The 18,574-nt window shown below is 71.5% G+C and carries 18 protein-coding genes; 11 read left to right on the top strand and 7 right to left on the bottom strand.

What is annotated here, in order from left to right:
* Nucleotides 1-44 precede the first annotated feature (44 nt).
* From ACSNN8_RS33415 to ACSNN8_RS33425, 3 genes are all read left to right on the top strand, one after another.
* The gene (locus ACSNN8_RS33415; RefSeq protein WP_436654039.1) at nucleotides 45-944 is read left to right on the top strand and encodes a S41 family peptidase; all 900 of its coding nucleotides are present in this window, start codon (nucleotides 45-47) and stop codon (nucleotides 942-944) included.
* On the top strand, nucleotides 941-1,918 hold the full coding sequence (locus ACSNN8_RS33420; protein ID WP_436654041.1) for an aldo/keto reductase: 978 nt from the start codon (nucleotides 941-943) through the stop codon (nucleotides 1,916-1,918). The genes ACSNN8_RS33415 and ACSNN8_RS33420 overlap by 4 nt, the downstream gene beginning before the upstream one ends.
* 65 nt (nucleotides 1,919-1,983) lie before the next feature.
* Nucleotides 1,984-4,104 carry a GAF domain-containing sensor histidine kinase gene (locus ACSNN8_RS33425; RefSeq protein ID WP_436654043.1) on the top strand — a complete coding sequence of 707 codons (2,121 nt, stop codon included), beginning with the start codon at nucleotides 1,984-1,986 and terminating at the stop codon, nucleotides 4,102-4,104.
* Nucleotide 4,105: 1 nt separating this feature from the next.
* Here ACSNN8_RS33425 and ACSNN8_RS33430 read toward each other — a convergent pair whose 3' ends face one another.
* The 3 genes from ACSNN8_RS33430 to ACSNN8_RS33440 are packed head-to-tail and all read right to left on the bottom strand — an operon-like array spanning nucleotide 4,106 to nucleotide 7,528.
* Nucleotides 4,106-6,208 carry a GAF domain-containing protein gene (locus tag ACSNN8_RS33430; RefSeq protein ID WP_436654045.1) on the bottom strand — a complete coding sequence of 701 codons (2,103 nt, stop codon included), beginning with the start codon at nucleotides 6,206-6,208 and terminating at the stop codon, nucleotides 4,106-4,108.
* Entirely contained in the window at nucleotides 6,205-6,891 is a 687-nt protein-coding gene (locus ACSNN8_RS33435) for a response regulator transcription factor (protein ID WP_436654047.1), read from the bottom strand. The genes ACSNN8_RS33430 and ACSNN8_RS33435 overlap by 4 nt, the downstream gene beginning before the upstream one ends.
* On the bottom strand, nucleotides 6,878-7,528 hold the full coding sequence (locus ACSNN8_RS33440) for a response regulator (RefSeq protein WP_436654049.1): 651 nt from the start codon (nucleotides 7,526-7,528) through the stop codon (nucleotides 6,878-6,880). Before ACSNN8_RS33440 ends, ACSNN8_RS33435 begins: the two co-directional genes overlap by 14 nt.
* Here ACSNN8_RS33440 and ACSNN8_RS33445 point away from each other — a divergent pair.
* The 8 genes from ACSNN8_RS33445 to ACSNN8_RS33480 all read left to right on the top strand — a co-directional run bounded on the left by ACSNN8_RS33445 (nucleotide 7,497) and on the right by ACSNN8_RS33480 (nucleotide 15,114).
* Nucleotides 7,497-8,333, top strand: a complete 837-nt coding sequence (locus tag ACSNN8_RS33445; protein ID WP_436654050.1) for an alpha/beta fold hydrolase — start codon at nucleotides 7,497-7,499, stop codon at nucleotides 8,331-8,333. The genes ACSNN8_RS33440 and ACSNN8_RS33445 overlap by 32 nt on opposite strands.
* A gap of 65 nt (nucleotides 8,334-8,398) precedes the next feature.
* Nucleotides 8,399-9,307 (top strand): alpha/beta fold hydrolase, encoded by a 909-nt coding sequence (locus ACSNN8_RS33450; RefSeq protein ID WP_436654051.1) that lies wholly within the window; start codon nucleotides 8,399-8,401, stop codon nucleotides 9,305-9,307.
* Between the two features lie 17 nt (nucleotides 9,308-9,324).
* Nucleotides 9,325-9,684 carry a cupin domain-containing protein gene (locus ACSNN8_RS33455; protein WP_436654053.1) on the top strand — a complete coding sequence of 120 codons (360 nt, stop codon included), beginning with the start codon at nucleotides 9,325-9,327 and terminating at the stop codon, nucleotides 9,682-9,684.
* A 96-nt stretch (nucleotides 9,685-9,780) separates the two neighbouring features.
* Nucleotides 9,781-10,500, top strand: a complete 720-nt coding sequence (locus ACSNN8_RS33460; protein ID WP_436654055.1) for an alpha/beta fold hydrolase — start codon at nucleotides 9,781-9,783, stop codon at nucleotides 10,498-10,500.
* Between the two features lie 44 nt (nucleotides 10,501-10,544).
* Nucleotides 10,545-11,519 (top strand): alpha/beta fold hydrolase, encoded by a 975-nt coding sequence (locus tag ACSNN8_RS33465; RefSeq protein ID WP_436654057.1) that lies wholly within the window; start codon nucleotides 10,545-10,547, stop codon nucleotides 11,517-11,519.
* A gap of 103 nt (nucleotides 11,520-11,622) precedes the next feature.
* Nucleotides 11,623-13,578, top strand: coding sequence for an SDR family NAD(P)-dependent oxidoreductase (locus ACSNN8_RS33470; RefSeq protein ID WP_436655498.1), 1,956 nt, complete (start codon nucleotides 11,623-11,625; stop codon nucleotides 13,576-13,578).
* A gap of 61 nt (nucleotides 13,579-13,639) precedes the next feature.
* Complete coding sequence (locus ACSNN8_RS33475; RefSeq protein WP_436654058.1) at nucleotides 13,640-14,473, top strand: alpha/beta fold hydrolase; 834 nt, start codon at nucleotides 13,640-13,642, stop codon at nucleotides 14,471-14,473.
* Between the two features lie 290 nt (nucleotides 14,474-14,763).
* On the top strand, nucleotides 14,764-15,114 hold the full coding sequence (locus tag ACSNN8_RS33480) for a hypothetical protein (protein ID WP_436654060.1): 351 nt from the start codon (nucleotides 14,764-14,766) through the stop codon (nucleotides 15,112-15,114).
* A 95-nt stretch (nucleotides 15,115-15,209) separates the two neighbouring features.
* Here ACSNN8_RS33480 and ACSNN8_RS33485 read toward each other — a convergent pair whose 3' ends face one another.
* From ACSNN8_RS33485 to ACSNN8_RS33500, 4 genes are read right to left on the bottom strand one after another with little or no spacing between them, the layout of a single operon-like run.
* A complete protein-coding gene (locus tag ACSNN8_RS33485) occupies nucleotides 15,210-16,205 on the bottom strand; it encodes a branched-chain amino acid ABC transporter permease (protein WP_436654062.1) in 996 nt (331 codons plus the stop codon).
* Nucleotides 16,202-17,068 (bottom strand): branched-chain amino acid ABC transporter permease, encoded by an 867-nt coding sequence (locus ACSNN8_RS33490; RefSeq protein WP_436654063.1) that lies wholly within the window; start codon nucleotides 17,066-17,068, stop codon nucleotides 16,202-16,204. The genes ACSNN8_RS33485 and ACSNN8_RS33490 overlap by 4 nt, the downstream gene beginning before the upstream one ends.
* Entirely contained in the window at nucleotides 17,069-17,773 is a 705-nt protein-coding gene (locus tag ACSNN8_RS33495; RefSeq protein WP_436654065.1) for an ABC transporter ATP-binding protein, read from the bottom strand.
* Nucleotides 17,770-18,555, bottom strand: a complete 786-nt coding sequence (locus ACSNN8_RS33500) for an ABC transporter ATP-binding protein (RefSeq protein ID WP_436655500.1) — start codon at nucleotides 18,553-18,555, stop codon at nucleotides 17,770-17,772. Before ACSNN8_RS33500 ends, ACSNN8_RS33495 begins: the two co-directional genes overlap by 4 nt.
* Between the last annotated feature and the right edge of the window lie 19 nt (nucleotides 18,556-18,574).

Raw genomic sequence — 18,574 nt, forward strand, 5'->3', positions numbered from 1 at the left:
ACACTCACGCCGGCAACGAGACAGCACCACAGACAGGACTGCACATGCACACTGATCATCCGTCAGCGATCCCTACCGGCCTCGACACCCTGGTCGAGCGACTGGTGTTCTGGCTTCGGGAACTCGCCCCCGAGGAACAGCGGTTCTCGGCTCTCGCGGCGGAGCTGACCAGCCGATTCGGCAGCGACCCGACTCCGGTCACCGCTCGCCGGCTCCCGGAGCTCGAGCAGGTCATCCACCGCTACGCGCGACACCTGACCCTCGAGTACGTGCCGGACGGGACCCTCGCCGTCGACCGGGAGCCGCAGGGCTGGCCGCCCGTCACCCGCGCCGAGGTCGAAACGAGGGCGGCATGGGTCAGCAAGGTCGAGCGGACCGCGGACGACTACGCGCTCCTGACGATCGACAACCTCGACCCGATCGTCCATGCGGCTCCCTACCTCGATGCCGCCTTCCGGCTGATCCGCGGCTCGCGCGGCCTCGTGCTCGACCTGCGCCGCAACGGCGGCGGCGACCCCGGCACGGTGGCCCACATCATCAGCCACCTCCTGGGCGAGCAGGCGCAGCAGATCTCGACCGTGACCTCCCGCCGGCAGACCCGCCAATGGTGGACCACCCCCCAGCCGTCGGGCGCGGCGCTGGAGCCGGACGCCACAGTGGTCGTGCTGGTCAGCCGCCGCACCTACTCCTCGGGGGAAGCGCTGGCCTACCACCTCCAGACCTTCGGGCGGGCCTCGGTGCTCGGGGAGGCGACAGCGGGCGCGGCCGACCACGTGACGCCGATCGGACTCACTCCGTACGTCCGGGCTCTCGTACCCGAGGCCACGGTGACGGACACCCGGACGGGCACGAACTGGGAGGGCAAGGGGGTCCGGCCCGACGTCGAATGCGATCCCGACGATGCCCCGGCCAAGGGGCTCGAGTTTCTCAGGAGTGGACGATGACACCGTCGAAGCTCGATCCGGCTTCGCCCTTGGGGATCGGAACGTGGGCGCTGGGCGGCCCCTGGACCTACGGGGGCCGACAGGCCGGCTGGGGCGCCGTCGACGACGGCGAGTCGGTGCGCGCCCTTCACGCCGCCATCGACGGCGGCGTCTCGCTGATCGACACAGCCGACAGCTATGGCACCGGGCGAAGCGAAAGGGTGGTGGGAAAGGCACTCGCGGGGCGCCGGGACCGCGTCCGTGTGGCGACGAAGTTCGGGCTCACCTTCGACGAAGGGACCGGTCGCGCGGGCGGCAGCGACGTGTCGCCGGCCTACATTCGCCGAGCCTGCGAGGCCAGCCTCCGCCGTCTGAACGTGGAGGCCATCGACCTGTACCAGATCCATGGCGGTATCGAGCAGTCGACCGACCTGGACGAGGTGGTGGCGGCGCTGGAGGGACTCGTCGACGCCGGCAAGATCCGGTGGTTCGGAACGAGCGATCCCGCCGGGAGGGTGGTCGGCCGCTTGGCGCTCTCGGCCGGCGCCGCGGCCGTGCAATCGGAGTTCAACCTGTTCGAGGGCGACCTCGTCCTCGCCGAGCGCGCCGCTTCGCTGGGCTGGGTCCACCTCGCGAGGTCGCCTCTGGCCATGGGGCTTCTCGGCGGGAAGTACCGCCATGACGGCATCGACACACCGGACGACGTACGGGCCGTCACGCCGCACTGGGACTACTTCCGCGCGGGCAGCATGGCCAGATACCTGCGGGCCCGCGACAGCGTGCTGGACATCCTCACCGCGGGCGGGCGGACGCCCGTACAGGGGGCCTTGGGTTATCTGTGGGCGAAGAGCACCGCCGTGGTCCCGATCCCCGGTGTCCGGACCGTCGCGCAGGCCGTCGAGAACGCGGCGGCCCTCAGCTTCGGCCCCCTCGATGCGGCGAGTGTGCGGGAGATCGACACCCTCGTCTCGTCCGCCCTCAGTTCGCCCCGTTAGTCGGTGCGGCCGGTCGACGCTGGAGCCGGACCGGCACCCGGGCGCATGATGAGCCGGGGGTATCCATGGCAGACGAATCGGATCCGTGGCGTTCAGCCGCCGAGCAGGCAGCGCTGCGGCGGGTGGCGACGCTGGTGGCTCGCGGGCCCGCCCATGAGGAGCTGTTCGAGGCAGTGGTGACCGAGGTCGGCTCGCTGGTCGCGGCCGAGGCCGTCCTGGTGCAGGAGCACGGGGACGACACGGTCACGGTGATCGGCCGGTGGGCCGGGTCCACCGGATACCGGCGCATCGGCGTGCGGCGTCCATCCGGATCCGGCACCCTCGCCCGGTTGACGGAGCAGATCCGGCAACCGGGCGAGATCACGGACCACCGGGACCCAGCGGGGGCCCCGGACGACCTGGTGCTGGGCTGGGGCCCGCGGTCGTCGGCCGGCGCCCCGGTGATCGTCAACGGGCAGGCGTGGGGCGTGATCGCCGTCGGTGTGACGGACGGCGGGACGCTGCCGCCGGGCACGCAGCGGCAACTCGTCCCGTTCGCCGAGCTGCTGGCCATCGCCATCGCCAACGCCCAGGGCCGCGAGCAGCTCGAACGGGTGGCCGAGGCGCTGCGGCGGGTGGCAAGGCTGGCGGCGCGGGACGCCTCGCCCGAGCTGGTGCTCGAAGCGGTCGTCACCGAGGCGGCGGGTCTGGTCGGCGTGTCGTTCACGACGCTGTTGCGCTTCGGGCCGGACGGAGCCACCGACGTCGTCGCGGTCCACCATCCGCCGGACGGGTTCGTGGTGGGGATGAGCGCCCACGGCGGCGGTGACGGCGCTACCCAGCAGGTCTGGCGCACCGGGCGGGCGGCCCGGGTCGACCACCTGACGGACATGTCCGGCGGGTGGGCGCGCGTGGCCGCCGTCTACCGAGCCAGCGCGGCGGCTCCGGTCATGGCGGAGGACCGGCTGTGGGGAGTACTGGTCGCGGCGGGGCGTCGTGCGCTTCCGCCGCAGACCGAGGAGACCCTGTCGCGCTTCGCGGAGGTGGCCGGTACGGCGATCACCAGTTCGCAGGCACGGGCCGAGGTCCAGGCGCTCGCCGACGAACAGGCGGCCCTGCTGCGTGTCGCCGAACAGGTGGCTCGCGGCGGACCGTCCGATGCGGTGTTCGCAGCCGTCGCCGCCGAGGCGCAGAAACTCCTGGACGGCCGGCCGATGACCCTGGCCCGATTCGAGGAGGGCGAGGCCATGACAGTGATCAGCCGGCGCGATGGGCCGGCGCCACCCGGGACCCGGATCGCGTACGCGCCGGCGACCTTGCCGGACCGCGTCCGGCGGACAGCGCGGGCTGTGCGCGTCGACGACTTCAGCGTCGAACCGAACGCCGCATTCGCCCGGCAGCACGACCTCGCGGCCGGCGTCGCCGCACCGATCATCGTGGACGGCCACGTCTGGGGAATGCTCGCCGCCACCTCGGCCGACCGGCCACTTGCCCGGGGCAGCGAGAACCGGCTGCAGCGGATCGCCAACCTGGTCGGCACCGCGGTGGGCAACGCGACGGGCCGCGCTCAGCTCGTCGCCTCCCGGGCACGGGTTCTGGCGACGGCGGACGAGACACGACGGCGGCTGCAGCGCGATGTGCACGACGGCGCCCAGCAACGCCTCGTCCACACGCTCATCACCCTGAAGCTGGCGCGGCAGTCTCTCGTCCAAGGCGACGTGCCGGCCGGCCTTCACTACGTCGAGGACGCGCTCAAGCACGCCCAGCGGGCCACCGACGAACTTCGCGAGATCGTCAGCGGGATCCTTCCGGCGGCGCTCGCCCGGGGCGGCCTTCGTGGAGGCCTGGAGTCGCTCCTGGATGACCTGGCACTGCCGGTGGACATCGCCGTCGAGGTGCCGCGCCTGTCCGTGGACGTCGAGACCACAGCATACTTCATCGTCGCCGAGGCGCTCACCAACGTGGTCAAACACTCGAAGGCCGGCCGCGCCTGGGTCCGGGCCGGCCTCGACGCCGGAGCGATCCGCATCGTGGTGGGCGACGACGGCGTGGGCGGCGCCCGCGCCGGAGCGGGTTCCGGTCTCACCGGCTTGTCCGACCGTGTCGAGGCGCGCGGCGGTCAGCTGCGCATCAGCAGCCCGCCGGGGCAGGGCACGACCGTCGAGGCGACGCTGCCGATCGGCGACCCGCCCGCCTCCACCGCGTGACTCACGCCGGATCCGAGCCCGGAACAGGCAGGCTGACCCGGACCGTCGTGCCCCCGCCGGCGGGACTCGTCAGCGTCATCGTGCCGTTCAGGGCGTCGACCCGGTCGGCCAGGCCGGTCAGACCCGAGCCACCGCGCGGGTCGGCGCCCCCGGCGCCGTCGTCGGTGACCTCGACCACGAGCCGGTCGGCGCCACCGATGACAGCCACCCGGGCTCGGGTCGCGTCGGCGTGCTTGACGACGTTGGTCAACGCCTCGGCGACCACGAAGTAGGCGGTCACCTCGACATCACCCGGCAACCGCTGAAGAGGCCGCAGAGCGAGGTCGAGGTCGACGGGAATTGCGGCCGCGGTGACCAGCGAGTCGATCCCGGCGCGCAGGCCGCCGCGGGCCAGTGCCAGCGGGAGGATGCCGTGCACGATGTCGCGCAGTTCCACCGTCGCGCGCTCCGCGTTCACGAGGGCCTCGCGCATGAGAGCGACAACGTCCTCGCCCCGGCCGGCCGCGTCCAGGCCGAGCTTCAGCAACAGCACCGTCTGGACGAGCCGCTGCTGGGCGCCGTCGTGCACGTCACGCTGCAGTCGCTGCCGTACCTCGTCGGCCGTCGCCACCACCCGCGCCCGCGACGCCCGCAGCTTCTCCTTGTTCTCGGCGTTGGCGATGGCGGCCGCCGCGAGCTCGGCGAACTCGGTGAGCTGCTCCTCCGCGCCGGCCGGCGGCGGCTCCCCCGATGTGGTGGTCGACACTCCGCCCCACAGGCGCCCTTCCACGAGGATGGGCACGGCCACCATCGCCGCGATGCCGAGAGCGCCGGCGTTCCCGGCGGAATCGGTCCCGTCCAGCGTCGAGAACCGCAGCGGCCGCCCTGCTCGACGCAGGCGAGCGCCGGCCGAGTCACCGTCGGCGCGGGTTCGGAACCCGACCGGCACGGAACTCCGGCACGAGGCGACCACGGTGCAGTGAATGCCGTCGTACCGGAAGAGGTTCGCGGCCAGTTCGCCCAGGATGTTCGACCCCTCCGTGGCGACGGCGCCGAAGACCTCGTCCAGGTCGGCGCCGCGGGCGACCAGTTCGGCGACCCGGCGCAGGGCGGACTGCCGGGCGGCGAACCGCTCGAGCTCGGCGTGTGCCTCGACGTTGGCCAGGGCCGACGCCACCAGTTGCGCGAACTTGCCGAGGCGTTGCTCGGTGTCGGCCGGCAACCGCCGGCCATCGTTCAGGATGCCCAGTGCACCCCACAGCCGCCCGTTGACCATGATCGGGACCGTGACGCTCGACCCGCACTCGAAGTTCCGGAAGGCGTAACTGTGCTCAGCGACCAGATCGTAGCGATCCAGCCGGGCCGGTCTCAGCGTCCGCAACACCTCGGCCGAGGTGCCGGCGTCGTCGACCGGGACCGTGTACCGGGTGCCGACCGGAGCGCGCCCGTTGCGGTGAGCGAGCACCGTGAACGTACGGCCGCCTTCGTACCGGACCAACGTGGTCGGCTCGTCGTGCATGAGCCCGGCCGCCTCCGTGGCGACGGCCTCGAAGATCTCGTTCTCGCCCGCCCGCTGTGCCACCAGCGCCGCGACACGCAACAACGCGGCCTGCTCGTCGGCCAGGGCGTGAAAGCTTTCTCGAGCCGCTGCGCTCACCACGGCCGCCGCGACGATCTCCGCGAACAGCTCGAGCTGGTCCTCGGTGCCGGCCGGCAGCGGATCGGTGGTGGAGCTCAGGCTGAGAGCACCCCAGAGACTTCCGTCCACGGTCACCGGAACGGCCACGACGGCCCGTACACCCAGATCCGTCGCCATGGTCGGTGCGGAGACGCGGGTGTAGTCGTCGATACGCTCGGCACGGCCCGACCTCCACAGCCGGAGGGCGATTCCGTCGCCCGCCAGGTGTTGCCGTGCACCGACGTGAACGTGACCACCGGTCTGCGCCACCATGACGGAGTCGGTGCCATCACCCTCGAACCTCGTCAGTGCGACGAGCGCGCCGTCCAGCAGTGCGGAGATCTCCGCGGTGACAGCCTGGAAGACCGCCTCGGGCGGTTCGCCCGCGGCCGCGATCGCCGTCACCCGCCGCAGGGCCGCCTGGCTCTGCGCGACGCCGGGCCTCATCGCCCGCGGTCGCCGGCACGCAGGTAGGTCAGGACGGCCTGAACCCGCCGGTGCTCGCCGTCGGTCGGGGCGATGCGCAGCTTGCGGAATATCGACGTCACGTGTTTCTCGACCGAGGCGTGGCTGATGAGCAGGCTTTCCGCCACTCCCGAGTTGGACATCCCCTCGGCCATCGCCGCGAGCACCGCCAGCTCACGCGGCGTCAGCGGCTTCAGCGGGCCCTCTCTGGCCCGGCGGCCGAGCATCCGGACGACCACCTCGGGATCGAGCGCGCTGCCACCGGCTGCCACACGGGTGACGGCATCGAGGAAAGCCGCGACGTCGCCCACCCGTTCCTTCAGCAGGTACCCGACGCCTTCGGGCCGATCACCGACGAGATCCATCACGTAGGCCGGCTCACAGAACTGAGACAAGATCAGCACGCCGATCTGCGGCGACCGCCGGCGCAGCTCCATCGCGGCGCGCAAGCCGTCGTCCTCCCGCCGGGGTGGCATCCTGACGTCGGCGACGACCACGTCGGGGCGGTACGCGAGCGTGCGCTGCAGCAGGTCGTCGGCATCGCCGGACTGGGCGACGACGTCGAGCCCGGCGCCGGTGAGGATGCGGGCGACGCCCTCGCGGAGCAGCACATCGTCCTCGCCGATCGCTACCCGCAGCGGTCGCCCGGCGTCATTGGTCTTCATCGGCCCGTTCCTCGATGAGGTGCTGCAAGGCGGGGCTCAGCAATTCGTCCTTCGGGAAGAAGCCGATCGCTCCGGCCCGCGCCGCGGCGACCGTGTTCGACGGGTCGGCGTCCGAGGAGAAGATCACGACGCGGGTGGCCCCGACCCGCTCCGTCAGCTGCCGGGTGAGGCAGAAGCCGTCACCGTCCGGCAGGCCGATGTCGACGAGCACGATGCCGGGATGCCTGACCTTCGCGTAAGCGAGTGCCTCGGCGACCGAGCCGGCCTCGCCGACCTCGGTGTGCCCCCAGCTCCGCAGGATGCGCACGACCAGCCCGCGGAGGGACGGGTCGTCGTCGACGACGAGGATCGAGCCCTGCATCAGCTCATCCTCCCAGCGCAGCGCCACGGTGACGGTAGGGCTGGCCGGAAAACTGCCTTCCGCCACCGATCCGGTGTCGCGGCCGCCGACGGTCCGGCGGAGCCCGGGAAGCGAATCGACGCAGATCACCAGGCCAGCCGGATTCCTGTTCCGGGACGACCGGACCCTTTCTCCGGTGCACCGGCTGTTCGGCCGGCCCGGTGGTTGCGAGGTTGAGATCAGACCGGACGACCGAGGAGCACACATGTCCACCATCACCGTCGGCGCGGAGAACACGACATCGATCGACCTCTACTACGAGGACCACGGCAGCGGACCGGCCGTCGTTCTGATCAGCGGCTGGCCGTTCGACAGCCGTTCCTGGGAGCCCCAGGTGCACACGCTGCTGACCGCGGGTCACCGGGTGATCACCTACGACCGGCGCGGCTTCGGGCGATCCAGCCGGCCGGCCGGCGGCTACGACTTCGACACGCTGGCCGCGGACCTCGACAAGGTCCTCACCTCGCTCGACCTGCACGACGTGACGTTGGTCGGCCTGTCCCTCGGCACCGGCGAGGTCGCCCGGTACATCGGCGTCAACGGCACCGGGCGGCTCAGGTCCTGCGTGTTCATCGAGAGCCTCGCCCCCTCGTTCGGCAAGTCCGAGGAGAACCCGAACGGTGTCGACCGGGCCGGCGTCGACGGTGTGCAGCAGGCCATCCTGCACGACCGGCCGGCCTGGCTCACCGGCCTGATCGGCGACATGGTGAACCTCGACGAGCTGCTCGGCAAGCGGGTCAGCGAGGAAGCCGTCCGCAACCTGTGGAACGCCGGCGCCGACGCGTCCCCGGAAGCCACCTGGGCGTGCCCGGTGACCTGGCTGGACGACTTTCACAAGGACCTCGAGCGCATCGACATCCCGGCGCTCGTGCTGCACGGCACGGCGGACCGGATCCTGTCGATCGAGGGTCAGGGACGGCGCATGCACGCGGCCCTGCCGGCCGCGCGCTACGTCGAGATCGACGGCGGCCCGCACCTGATGTCTCTCACCCACGCCGAAGAGGTCAACCGCGAACTCCTCGCCTTTCTCGGAGCGTCCTGATGTCCGTCGACCGGGCCGCCCACTTCCGGCGCGCGGCGCTCGCCGCGAAGTGAGAGGACGACGTCATGTTCGACGGATTCGTGCAGCACGGCCTGCGGACCGCCCGAGGCTCCATCTTCGCCCGGGTGGCGGGGCAGGGACCGCCACTGCTGCTCCTGCACGGCTACCCGCAGACCCATGCCATGTGGCACGCCGCCGCCCCCATGCTGGCGCAACGCTTCACCGTCGTCGCGGCGGATCTGCCCGGGTACGGGGGATCCTTCCGCCCGGCACCGGCCGCCGACCACGTGCCGCACTCCAAGCGGGCGCTGGCCGCGGACCTCGTCCAGGCCATGAGCCTGCTCGGCCACGAGCAGTTCGCCGTCGCCGGGCACGACCGGGGCGGACGGGTCGCGTACCGGATGGCTCTCGACCACCCTGACCGCGTCAGCGCCGCCGCCGTCATCGACGTCGTGCCCACCGGTGAGGTGTGGGCGCGCGCCGACGCGCAGATGGCGCTCGGGTACTGGCATTGGGCCTTCCTCGCCCAACCGGCGCCGCTGCCGGAGAGGCTCATCGCCGCCGACCCGGCCGCCTTCTTCGACTTCCACGTCCGCGCCCTGGGACTCGGCCGTGCACCGCACCGGTACCCGCCCGAGCTGATGGCCGGATATCGTGCGCTGCTCGACGACCCGAGCACCGTGCGGGCCATCTGCGAGGACTACCGGGCCGGCGCGACGGTCGATCGCCGCCACGACGACGCCGACCGGGGCGTCCGGAGAATCGGCTGCCCCCTGCTCGCGGTGTGGAGCGCGGACGGAGCACTGCCCCGCTTCTACGGGGACGTGCTCGACGTCTGGCGGCCCTGGGCGCAGGACGTCACCGGCCGCGCGATGCCTACCAGCCACTTCGTCGTCGAGGACCAGCCGGAGGCGACCGCGGAGGTCCTGTCCGCCTTTCTCGAACGCCGGCCGGCACCCTTTCCGAGCGCGTGACCTCAGGAGGTTTCACCATGTCATCCGACGCTGTCGACCAGGCGGACGAGCTCGCCGCCACCCTGAAGCGCACCGAGACCCTGCGCCGGAGCTCGTCCGTACCCGGCCGGGAGATCGTCCAGGTGCGCACCGAGATCCCCGCCGGTGTTTCGTCCGGCTGGCACGTGCACCCGGGTGAGGAGGTCGGCTACATCGTCGCCGGCACGGTCCGGATGGAGATCCGCGATCGGACGACCTTGACCCTGCATCCGGGTGACGGCTTCCTGATCCCACCTCGCACCCCGCACAACGCCACCGACCTCGGCCCGGACACCGGGGTGATGCTGTCGACCTACCTCGTCGAGGTCGGACAACCCCTGGCCACGTTCGTGCCTTGACGCCCGCCGCCGGCGGGGCCCGACAGTTGCCGCCCGCGCACCTCGCCAACCTCGCATCGCCCGTCGACGTGGCGGGCTTTCCGGAAGGGACACACGATGAGACCGACGGTGATTCTCGTTCATGGCGCCTACGCCGAGTCGTCCAGCTGGAACGGCATACTCGAACCCCTGACCACTGCGGGACACCGGGTGATCGCCTTCGCCACCCCACTCCGCAGCGTCGCCACGGACGCGACGCTCCTGAGTGAGCTCGTCGCCACCGTCGACGGCCCGGTGCTTCTGGCCGGTCACTCCTACGGCGGTGCGGTCATCACCAACGTCACCGCGGAACCGGGCCACGTCGTCGGCGCCGTCTACATCGCCGGCTTCGCTCTCGAACCGGGCGAGAGCTGCGCTGACGCGTCAGCGCTGGCACCCGGGTCGACCCTCGCCGAGACGCTCGTACCCGTGCCGTCGGCCGCCGGCGGCGCGGACACCTACATCGCACCGGACAGGTACCACCATCAGTTCGCCGCGGATCTGCCTGCCGAGCAGGCCCGCTTGATGGCCATCACCCAGCGTCCGGTCACCGACCGCGCCCTGGCCGAGCCGTCGGGCGATCAGCCGCTGTGGCAGTCGGTGCCCAGCTGGTTCCTGTTCGGCGAGCTCGACCACAACATTCCCGTCGGCGCCCATCGGATCATGGCAGCCCGGGCGAAGGCGCGCAGCACGGTCGAGATCGCGGGCGCCTCTCACGTGGTCGGCATCTCGCATCCGGCCGAGACCGCCCGCATCATCCTCGACGCCGCCGCCAGCAGCGACCTCGCCGACGCCTGACGCCTGGCGAGGACCGCACCACCACGACGAAGGGCAGCACACCCATGAACCAGCAGAGCGAACCGGACGAGAACGCGGCGGGCCGGCGTGGGGCCTCCCGCCGCGCGGTGCTGAGCGCCGGAACGGGAGCCGCATTGACGGCGGCAGCCGTGGCCGGGACGGGAGCGTCGCCGGCGGAGGGCGCGTCCCGCACCTCGGGCGGCCCCGGCGGCACCCGCATCCCGGTGGCCCCGGGAGTGGAGGTCAACGTCTCCGACCTGAACGGCGGCCGCCGTGGCACGGTCGTGTTCGTTCCCGGCTGGCCGCTGGCTTCCACGACCTTCGAGTACAACTATCTCTTCCTCGCCGACCACGGATACCGGGCCATCGGCCTGGATCTGCGCGGCTTCGGGCTGTCCGACGCCCCGTACGGCCCGTACACCTACGACGTCTGGGCACGCGACATCCTCAAGGTGCTCGAGGCGTTGTCGCTGCGGGACGTCACGCTCGTCGGGCACTCGATGGGCGGCGCGATCGCGCTTCGCCATGCGGCACGTTTCGGCAGCCGCGTGGGCAAGCTGGTGCTGGCCGAGGCCTCGGCGCCCCGGTACGTGTACGGCCCGAAATCCGCCGACCTCGCCGCGGGGATCGCCGGCCTGATCTCCGGTTACGCCACCGACCGGGCGGCCACGATCCGGGGCCTGACGGCGAACTTCTTCTCCACCCACACCGACATCGCCTCGGACCCCTTCCTGCAGTTCTTCGAACGGCAATGCCTCGATCAGGCTTCGCTGCAGGCCAGCCGGGCCGGTCTGATCGCCCTGCGCGACGACGATCTGACCCCGGACATGGCCCGGGTGAGAGTGCCGACGCGGGTGTTCCACGCCATCAACGACAAGATCGTGCCCCTGGATCACGGCCGGGCGTTGGCGGCGGGCATCCGTGACGCACGACTGGTCACGTTCGACACCGCCGGCCACGCCGTCTACGTGGACGAAAGGGAGAAGTTCAACGCGGAGCTGCTCGAGTTCATCCGCTGACCGACCGGGACAGCGAGGTCCCATCGTGAGCGCGCACCACGCCGGCATCGCCTCTCCCGAAAGGCTGGACACAGTGAGGCCGACCCGCAAGCCCGCATACCGGGTGACCCCCAACACGTTCGGGACGTCCTTCGGTGTCTGTGGTCTCGCCCAGGCCTGGTCGACCGGACATGCCGTCGCCGGGACACCGCGGTGGCCGGCCGACACCCTGTGGATCATTGCGGCGGTTGTCTGGCTGGCCACCCTGATCTGGTACGCCGACAACGTCATCCGTGGTGGCCGGCTGCGGACAGAGGTGAGCGACCCCGCTTTCGCGCCGTTCACCGCTCTCATCGTGATCGTGCCGATGCTGCTCGGCATCGCCCTCGGCGGCCACGCCAGGGCCGCCGGTGAAGCCGTCTTCGTGGTTGCCCTGGTGCTGACCGTGGCGGCCGGCAGCTGGTTCTCCGGTCAATGGATCGTCGCCGATCTCCAGCTCGCACAATGGCACCCCGGATACCTGCTGCCGACGGTCGCCGGCGGCCTGATCGCCGCCGGCGGCTGCGCGGTGTTCGGCTACGACACCCTGGCCATGGTGATGTTCGGCTACGGCACCATCTCTTGGCTCATTCTGGGCTCCATCATCCTGGTACGCCTGTTCACCGCGCCCGCCCTGTCGTCGGCACTGCGTCCGACGATCGCGATCGAGATGGCACCTCCGGTGGTGGCGGGCAACGCGTGGTTCCTCGTCAACGGCGGGCGCATCGATGCGGTCGCCGCGGGGCTGGCCGGCTACGCCGCCCTGATGGCCCTGGTCCAGCTGCGATTGTTCCCGGTCTATCGGCAAGTTCCGTTCGGCCCCGGCTGGTGGGCCTACTCGTTCTCGTACGCGGCCGCCTTCTCCCTGGCGGTCAACTGGCTGGGCGCCGAGCAGGTCCCGGACCGGACCGCTTGGGCCATGGCGCTCCTCGCGGTGCTCACCCTCGCGGTCGCGGCGCTGGGCGTCCGCACCGTCCGGCGCCTCGCCAACGCCTCCTACCTGCCATCCGTGACCAGCACGTCGCCTCCGCCGACGCCGGCGATCTGGCACGGGCCGCGGGATCCACCACGGATTGAGGATTGTCCCAGCCGCCGGATTCCCCTTCCGCCAGGAGAAGACATGCGTATCACCACGCCGTACGGGGCCAGGTCGACGGCTGACGAGGTCTCTGCGGGCATCGACCTCACCGGCAAGCGGGCCGTCGTCACCGGCGGGGCCTCCGGCATCGGCGTCGAGACGGTCCGCACGCTGGCTCGCCGGGGCGCAGCGGTCACCCTGGCTGTCCGCGACACCGAGCGCGGCCGCCAGGTGGCCGAGGACATCGGTCGCGGCGTCGAGGTCCGGCAGCTGGAACTGACCCACCACGCGTCGATCGCCGCATTCGCTGCCGAGTGGCGTGGGCCGCTGCACCTGCTGATCAACAACGCAGGCGTCATGGCACTGCCGTCGCTGACACCCGACCCGCAGGGTTGGGAGTTCCAGTTCGCGACCAACCACCTCGGTCACTTCGCCTTGACCACGCGGCTGCATCCCGCCCTCGCTGCAGCAGGCGGGGCCCGGGTCGTCTGCCTCAGCTCGTCCGCCCACCTGTTCTCGCCGGTCGTCTTCGACGACATCAACTTCAAGTTCCGCCCGTACGACGCCACGCTCGCGTACGCCCAATCGAAGACGGCGGTGAATCTGTTCGCCGTGGCGGCAGGCGCGCGCTGGCGCGACGACGGCATCACGGTGAACGCGGTCAACCCCGGTGCCATCGCGACCCCGTTGCAGCGCCATGTCGGCGGCAAGCTCGCCACCCCGGTGGAACTGCAGAAGACCACCGAGCAGGGCGCCTCGACGTCCGTCCTGCTGGCAGCCTCGCCGCAGCTGGAAGGAATCAGCGGACGGTACTTCAACGACAACCAGGAAGCCGTACCCACCGACCAGCGACCCGCCGACGTCGACGAGCTCAACCGCAGCGTCGCGCCGTACTCCCTGAACCCGGAAAACGCCGAACGCATCTGGGCGATCTCCGCCGCAGCCGTGGGCATCAACGAGTAGCCGCCATGAACCAGGAGGAAGAGCAATGAGCCCCTTCGGCACTCATTACAGGACGGCGAGTGTGAACGGCCTGGAGGTCTTCTACCGGGAGGCCGGCGACCCGTCACAACCGACTCTCCTGCTTCTGCACGGCTTTCCCACCAGCTCACACATGTTCCGCAACCTGATCTCCTCCCTGGCGGACGAATACCATTTGATCGCCCCTGACCACATCGGTTTCGGCCGGTCATCGATGCCGTCCGTCACCGAATTCACGTACAGCTTCGACTCTCTCGCAGAGGTCACCGACGCGTTCATCGATCAGCTCGGCCTGGAGCGCTTCGCCGTCTACATCCACGACTACGGAGCACCGATCGGTCTGCGGATCGCCAGTCGCCACCCACACCGGATCACCGCCCTGATCAGCCAGAGCGGCAACGCCTACGTCGAGGGCTTCACACCGTTCTGGGACAGGTTGTTCGCACACGCGAAGGACCGCCCGGCCAATGAGGCCAGCGTCCGCAGATACCTGACCAAGGAAACCACGTTCTGGCAATACACGCATGGCGTCCCGGTCGAACGCCTCGACCGGATAGCGCCGGAGACCTGGCTGCTCGACCAGGCGGCCCTGGACCGGCCCGGCAATGATGCGATCCAGCTACAGCTCTTCTGGGACTATCAGTTCAACCTCGACGCCTATCCCGCGTTCCAGGAGTACTTCCGCATGCACCAGCCGCCGTTGCTGGTCACCTGGGGCAGAAATGATGAGATCTTCGGTGCCGCGGGTGCCGAGGCGTTCCGGCGGGACCTTCCGGACGGCGAGATTCACCTGCTCGATGCCGGCCACTTCGCGCTCGAGACGCACGGCACGGAGATCGGTCACCATCTGCGATCCTTCCTCGGCGAAGTCCTCTGACGCCCGGCGACCTGACCGGTCCGGACCCCCCTACCACGCGGCGTCGAATGACCAGTAGGGTAGGAAATGACCGCCCGGTTCCGGACGGCGATGGTCACCATGCCGGCCCAGAAGCGCTGCCGAACGCGCCCGACGGCCTCCGCAGCGGCCTCTATCGACTTCTCCGCTGCTCCGCCGTGCATCCCATCAGCGCGCGGCGGGCCTGCACGCCTAGCCTGTGCAGAGGTTCTGGAGCGAACCGGCGGCGGTGTTGGCTCTGTCACGTCATCAGCAGTAAAGGAACGCAGCGCATGATCAGCGTGCAGGAATTGGCCCGACGGCTCAGCGATCTCGTCGCCGCACCGGTCACCAGCCACGATGTCGAGGATGTGGCCGATGCAGCAGGCGTGCGCATCGATCCGAGCCGGGGCATCGACGCCGGACAGGCGCAGCAGATGCTCGACGTCGTCGCACCCTCCGCGTCGGTCACCGGAACCATGATCGTGGCGTCGTCCTGGCCACCGCCGGAGCCCGTACGCCCCACGGTTGCTCCGATAATGTTCTCCAGTCCCGGCGCGGTCGACGCCCCATCCGACCCGCCGGCGCGGCCGCGCAGGTCCGGGAAGGCACGTACCGAGCGGCGCGGCCCACGGCGTCATTAGCGGCTCCGAGCGACGAGGGGCTCACCGTTCGGCGACCTCGAGATCGAGCCGGCCTCGTGTCCGAGGCCGGAACGAGCCCGGCGCGAAAGGCGGGGTCACGCCGTCCGGCGGACGAGCCGGGCGATGCCGGTCAGGCCGGCGGGGGCGAAGTACACCGCCAGGACGAACAGGGCACCGAGGATGAACAGCGGCTGCCCCAACGGGCCGGGCAGGCCACCGCCGACCTGGGTGAGCCGCTGATCGAGGTACGCGTACGCCACCCCGCCCACCACTGCGCCCCAGCGGGTGCCCGCGCCGCCGAGCACCGTCATGACGATCAGCGACAGGGTCAGGTCCGCCGAGGCGAGGTGCGGCGACGCCCCGCCCACGATCAGCACGTGGACCGCCCCGCCGAGCGCGGCCAGCGCGCCGGCCAGCACGAAGGTGCCCAGCTTCAGGCGGTACGGCGAGAGTCCGAGCACCGCCACGCGGCGTTCGTCGTCGCGCAGGCCGGTCAGCACCCGGCCCAGCGGCGCCCGGTCGATGCCGTGCACCACGACGACCACGACGAGCAGGAACGCGAGCGCCAGCCAGTACAGGTCGGCGGTGTTGGCCACGCCGACCAGCGCCGCGGGCAGCCCGGCGGCGTCCAGCGGCAGGCCCTCCTCCCCGCCGGTCAGCCCGCCCGGGTCGCGGCCGACGACGATCCAGGCGACCTGGGCGAAGGCCAGCGTCACCATGGCGAACGCGATCCCGGTCGTCCGCAGGGCGACAGCACCGAGCAGCGCCGCCAAGGCGGCCGTGGCAAGCACCGTGACGGCGACCGCCGCCCACAGCGGCCACCGCGCGTGGGTGACCAGGATGCCCGTGCCGTACGCGCCGGCGGCTATGTAGAGGGCGTGGCCGAACGACAGCAGGCCGGTCCGGCCGAAGAGCAGGTCGTAGCCGAGCGCGAGGCCCCCGAAGACGAGGCAGATCGCCAGCATCTGCAGGGTGCCGGGAGCGTTGAGCGCCCCGTCGAACAGGACGGGCACCCCGACGGTGGAGTACGGCAGGGCGACCAGCGCCAGGAGCACGAGCGCGGGCAGCGCGCGTCTGAGGAGTCTCGTCATGCCGGTGCCGCCGTTCTCGCGAGGCCGGACGGGCGCAGGAGCAGGACCACCGCGAGCAGGGCGACCACGGCGACGTCCCCGGCTCCGGCGGCGCCGTAGTAGTTGACGAACTGCTGGAGCAGTCCGACCGCGACGGCGGCCACCGCCGATCCGGTGACCGACCCGAGCCCGCCGATGACGACCACGATGAACGCGAAGATCAACAGCGAGCCGCCCTGGCCCGGCGACACCGAGCCGAAGTACATGCCGCCGAGGATCCCCGCCGTGCCGGCCAGCGCGCCACCGAGGGCGAAGACCAGCGTGAACGCGCGACGGACGTCGATGCCGAGGGCGCTGACCATGGCCCGGTTCTCCACCCCGGCCCGGATGATGAGCCCGTAGCGGGTCCAGCGCAGAAAGGCCAGCAGGGCGAGGAGAACGACCAGCGCGGTGCCGATCAGCAGGAACCGGTCGTCGGGCACCTGAGCGTCGCCCACCGAGGTGACCCGCGAGGCCCAGGCGGGCCGCGGGTAGGACCGGGGATCGGCTCCCCACACGGACTGCAGCAGGGCCACCCCGGCCAGGGACAGTCCGACGGTGACGAGCACCTGCTCGGTGGGGCGGCGGTAGAGCGGGCGGATGAGCACCACCTCGACGAGCGCTCCGGTGACCGCGCCGGCGGCGACGCCCACCGCCACGGCGGCGGCGAGCCCCCAGCGCGGCGCCGCCCACCAGGTCGCGTACGCGCCCACCGACAGGAACAGCCCGTGGGCGAAGTTCAGGACCCCGGCGAGCCCGAACACCAGCGACAGGCCGGACGCGATGAGGAAGTAGAGGGCGGCCAGTCCCAGGCCGGTCAGCAGGAGGAGGGTCACTGTGGCCATTCAGGCTCCCCGGGTCGTCGTGCCGACGCCGAGCAGCGTCCTGGTCCGGCCCGCGTCGCCGAGCAGGTCGCCGGCGGGGCCGGTCCAGGCGACCCGGCCGGCGGCGAGCACCACCGCCTCGGTGGCGAGCCGGCGCACGACGGCGAGGTTCTGCTCGACCAGCAGGATCGGCACCCGCTCGGCGACCCTGGCGAGCACGGAGGCGACCGCGGTGACGACCGCGGGCGCCAGGCCTTTGGTGGGTTCGTCGACGAGCAGGAGCCGGTTGCGGTTGAGCAGGACCCGGGCCAGCGCGACCATCTGCTGCTGCCCGCCGGACAGGGTGCCGGCCCGTTGGCCGGAGCGTTGCCGCAGTTCCGGGAACAGGTCGTACACCGTGGCGTAGTCGGGGTCTGCAGTACGGACCGCGAGGCGCAGGTTCTCGGCGACGGTGAGGCCGGCGAACACGCACCGGTCCTCCGGCACGTACGCGAGGCCGGCCCGGACCAGCCGGTGCGTGCGCCGGCCGAGGACCTGTTCGCCGCCGAACTCGACCGAGCCTCCGGCGGGGACCTCGCCGAGCACCGCCCGCAACGTCGTGGTCTTTCCCGCGCCGTTGCGGCCCAGCAGCGCGGTCACGCCGACCGGGGCGACGTCGAAGGTCACCCCCTGCAGGATGTGCGAGCCGCCCAGGTGTGCCGACAGGTCGCGGACGCGGAGGATCACAACGGCTCCCCGAGGTAGGCCTCCTGCACGCCGGCGTCGGCCATGACCACCGCCGGCGTGTCGCAGGCGAGCAGGGCGCCGTGGTGCAGCACGGCGACCCGGTCGGCGAGCTCGAGCACCACGTCCATGTGGTGCTCGACCATGAGCACGCTGCGGTCGCCGCCCGCGGTGAGTCCCTTGATGACCGCGGCCAGCCCCGGCACGTCCTCGGCGCTCACCCCGGCCATCGGCTCGTCGAGCAGCAGCAGGCGGGGTGAGCCGGCGAGCACCAGGGCGATCTCCAGCTTCCGCTTGTCGCCGTGCGCGAGCGAGGCGGCCGTCTGTCCCGCTCGGCTGTCGAGGCCGACCTCGGCGAGGATGCGTCCGGCATCGGCGGTGACCTCCCGGTCCGCCCGCCGGCCCCACGGCCGGGCGGCGCTGCCCCGCCGGGCGTGCAGGGCCAGCGCGACGTTCTCGGCCACGCTCAGCGATCCGAAGACGGCCGAGGTCTGGAAGGTGCGTCCCAGACCGCGGCGCGCCCGCTGGTGCGGCTTGGCCCGGGTGACGTCGGCGCCGCCGAGCACGACCCGGCCCGAGGTGGGCCGGGTCAGCCCGCTGACCAGATTGAACAACGACGTCTTGCCCGCCCCGTTGGGGCCGATGAGCGCCAGGAACTCCCCCGCGGCGACCTGCAGCGTGACGTCGTCGACGATCCGTACGCCGCCGATCTGCCAGGACACCCGGTCGACGAGCAGCGCGGCGGGCTCGCCGGTGGGCGGGGACGCCGTGTGCCCGCGGGTCATGGCCGGTCCGGTCACCGGG

The organism is Actinoplanes sp. URMC 104 (assembly GCF_051386375.1).
Taxonomy (GTDB): Bacteria; Actinomycetota; Actinomycetes; order Mycobacteriales; family Micromonosporaceae; genus Actinoplanes.

Bases quoted from the DNA above. Each gene is read 5' to 3' on its own strand.
- ACSNN8_RS33435 (WP_436654047.1), bottom strand. From the start codon at position 6,891: ATGAAGACCAATGACGCCGGGCGACCGCTGCGGGTAGCGATCGGCGAG.
- ACSNN8_RS33500 (WP_436655500.1), bottom strand. From the start codon at position 18,555: ATGACCCGCGGGCACACGGCGTCCCCGCCCACCGGCGAGCCCGCCGCG.
- ACSNN8_RS33445 (WP_436654050.1), top strand. From the start codon at position 7,497: ATGTCCACCATCACCGTCGGCGCGGAGAACACGACATCGATCGACCTC.
- ACSNN8_RS33450 (WP_436654051.1), top strand. From the start codon at position 8,399: ATGTTCGACGGATTCGTGCAGCACGGCCTGCGGACCGCCCGAGGCTCC.
- ACSNN8_RS33430 (WP_436654045.1), bottom strand. From the start codon at position 6,208: ATGAGGCCCGGCGTCGCGCAGAGCCAGGCGGCCCTGCGGCGGGTGACG.
- ACSNN8_RS33480 (WP_436654060.1), top strand. From the start codon at position 14,764: ATGATCAGCGTGCAGGAATTGGCCCGACGGCTCAGCGATCTCGTCGCC.
- ACSNN8_RS33425 (WP_436654043.1), top strand. From the start codon at position 1,984: ATGGCAGACGAATCGGATCCGTGGCGTTCAGCCGCCGAGCAGGCAGCG.
- ACSNN8_RS33465 (WP_436654057.1), top strand. From the start codon at position 10,545: ATGAACCAGCAGAGCGAACCGGACGAGAACGCGGCGGGCCGGCGTGGG.
- ACSNN8_RS33460 (WP_436654055.1), top strand. From the start codon at position 9,781: ATGAGACCGACGGTGATTCTCGTTCATGGCGCCTACGCCGAGTCGTCC.
- ACSNN8_RS33415 (WP_436654039.1), top strand. From the start codon at position 45: ATGCACACTGATCATCCGTCAGCGATCCCTACCGGCCTCGACACCCTG.
- ACSNN8_RS33455 (WP_436654053.1), top strand. From the start codon at position 9,325: ATGTCATCCGACGCTGTCGACCAGGCGGACGAGCTCGCCGCCACCCTG.
- ACSNN8_RS33485 (WP_436654062.1), bottom strand. From the start codon at position 16,205: ATGACGAGACTCCTCAGACGCGCGCTGCCCGCGCTCGTGCTCCTGGCG.
- ACSNN8_RS33420 (WP_436654041.1), top strand. From the start codon at position 941: ATGACACCGTCGAAGCTCGATCCGGCTTCGCCCTTGGGGATCGGAACG.
- ACSNN8_RS33490 (WP_436654063.1), bottom strand. From the start codon at position 17,068: ATGGCCACAGTGACCCTCCTCCTGCTGACCGGCCTGGGACTGGCCGCC.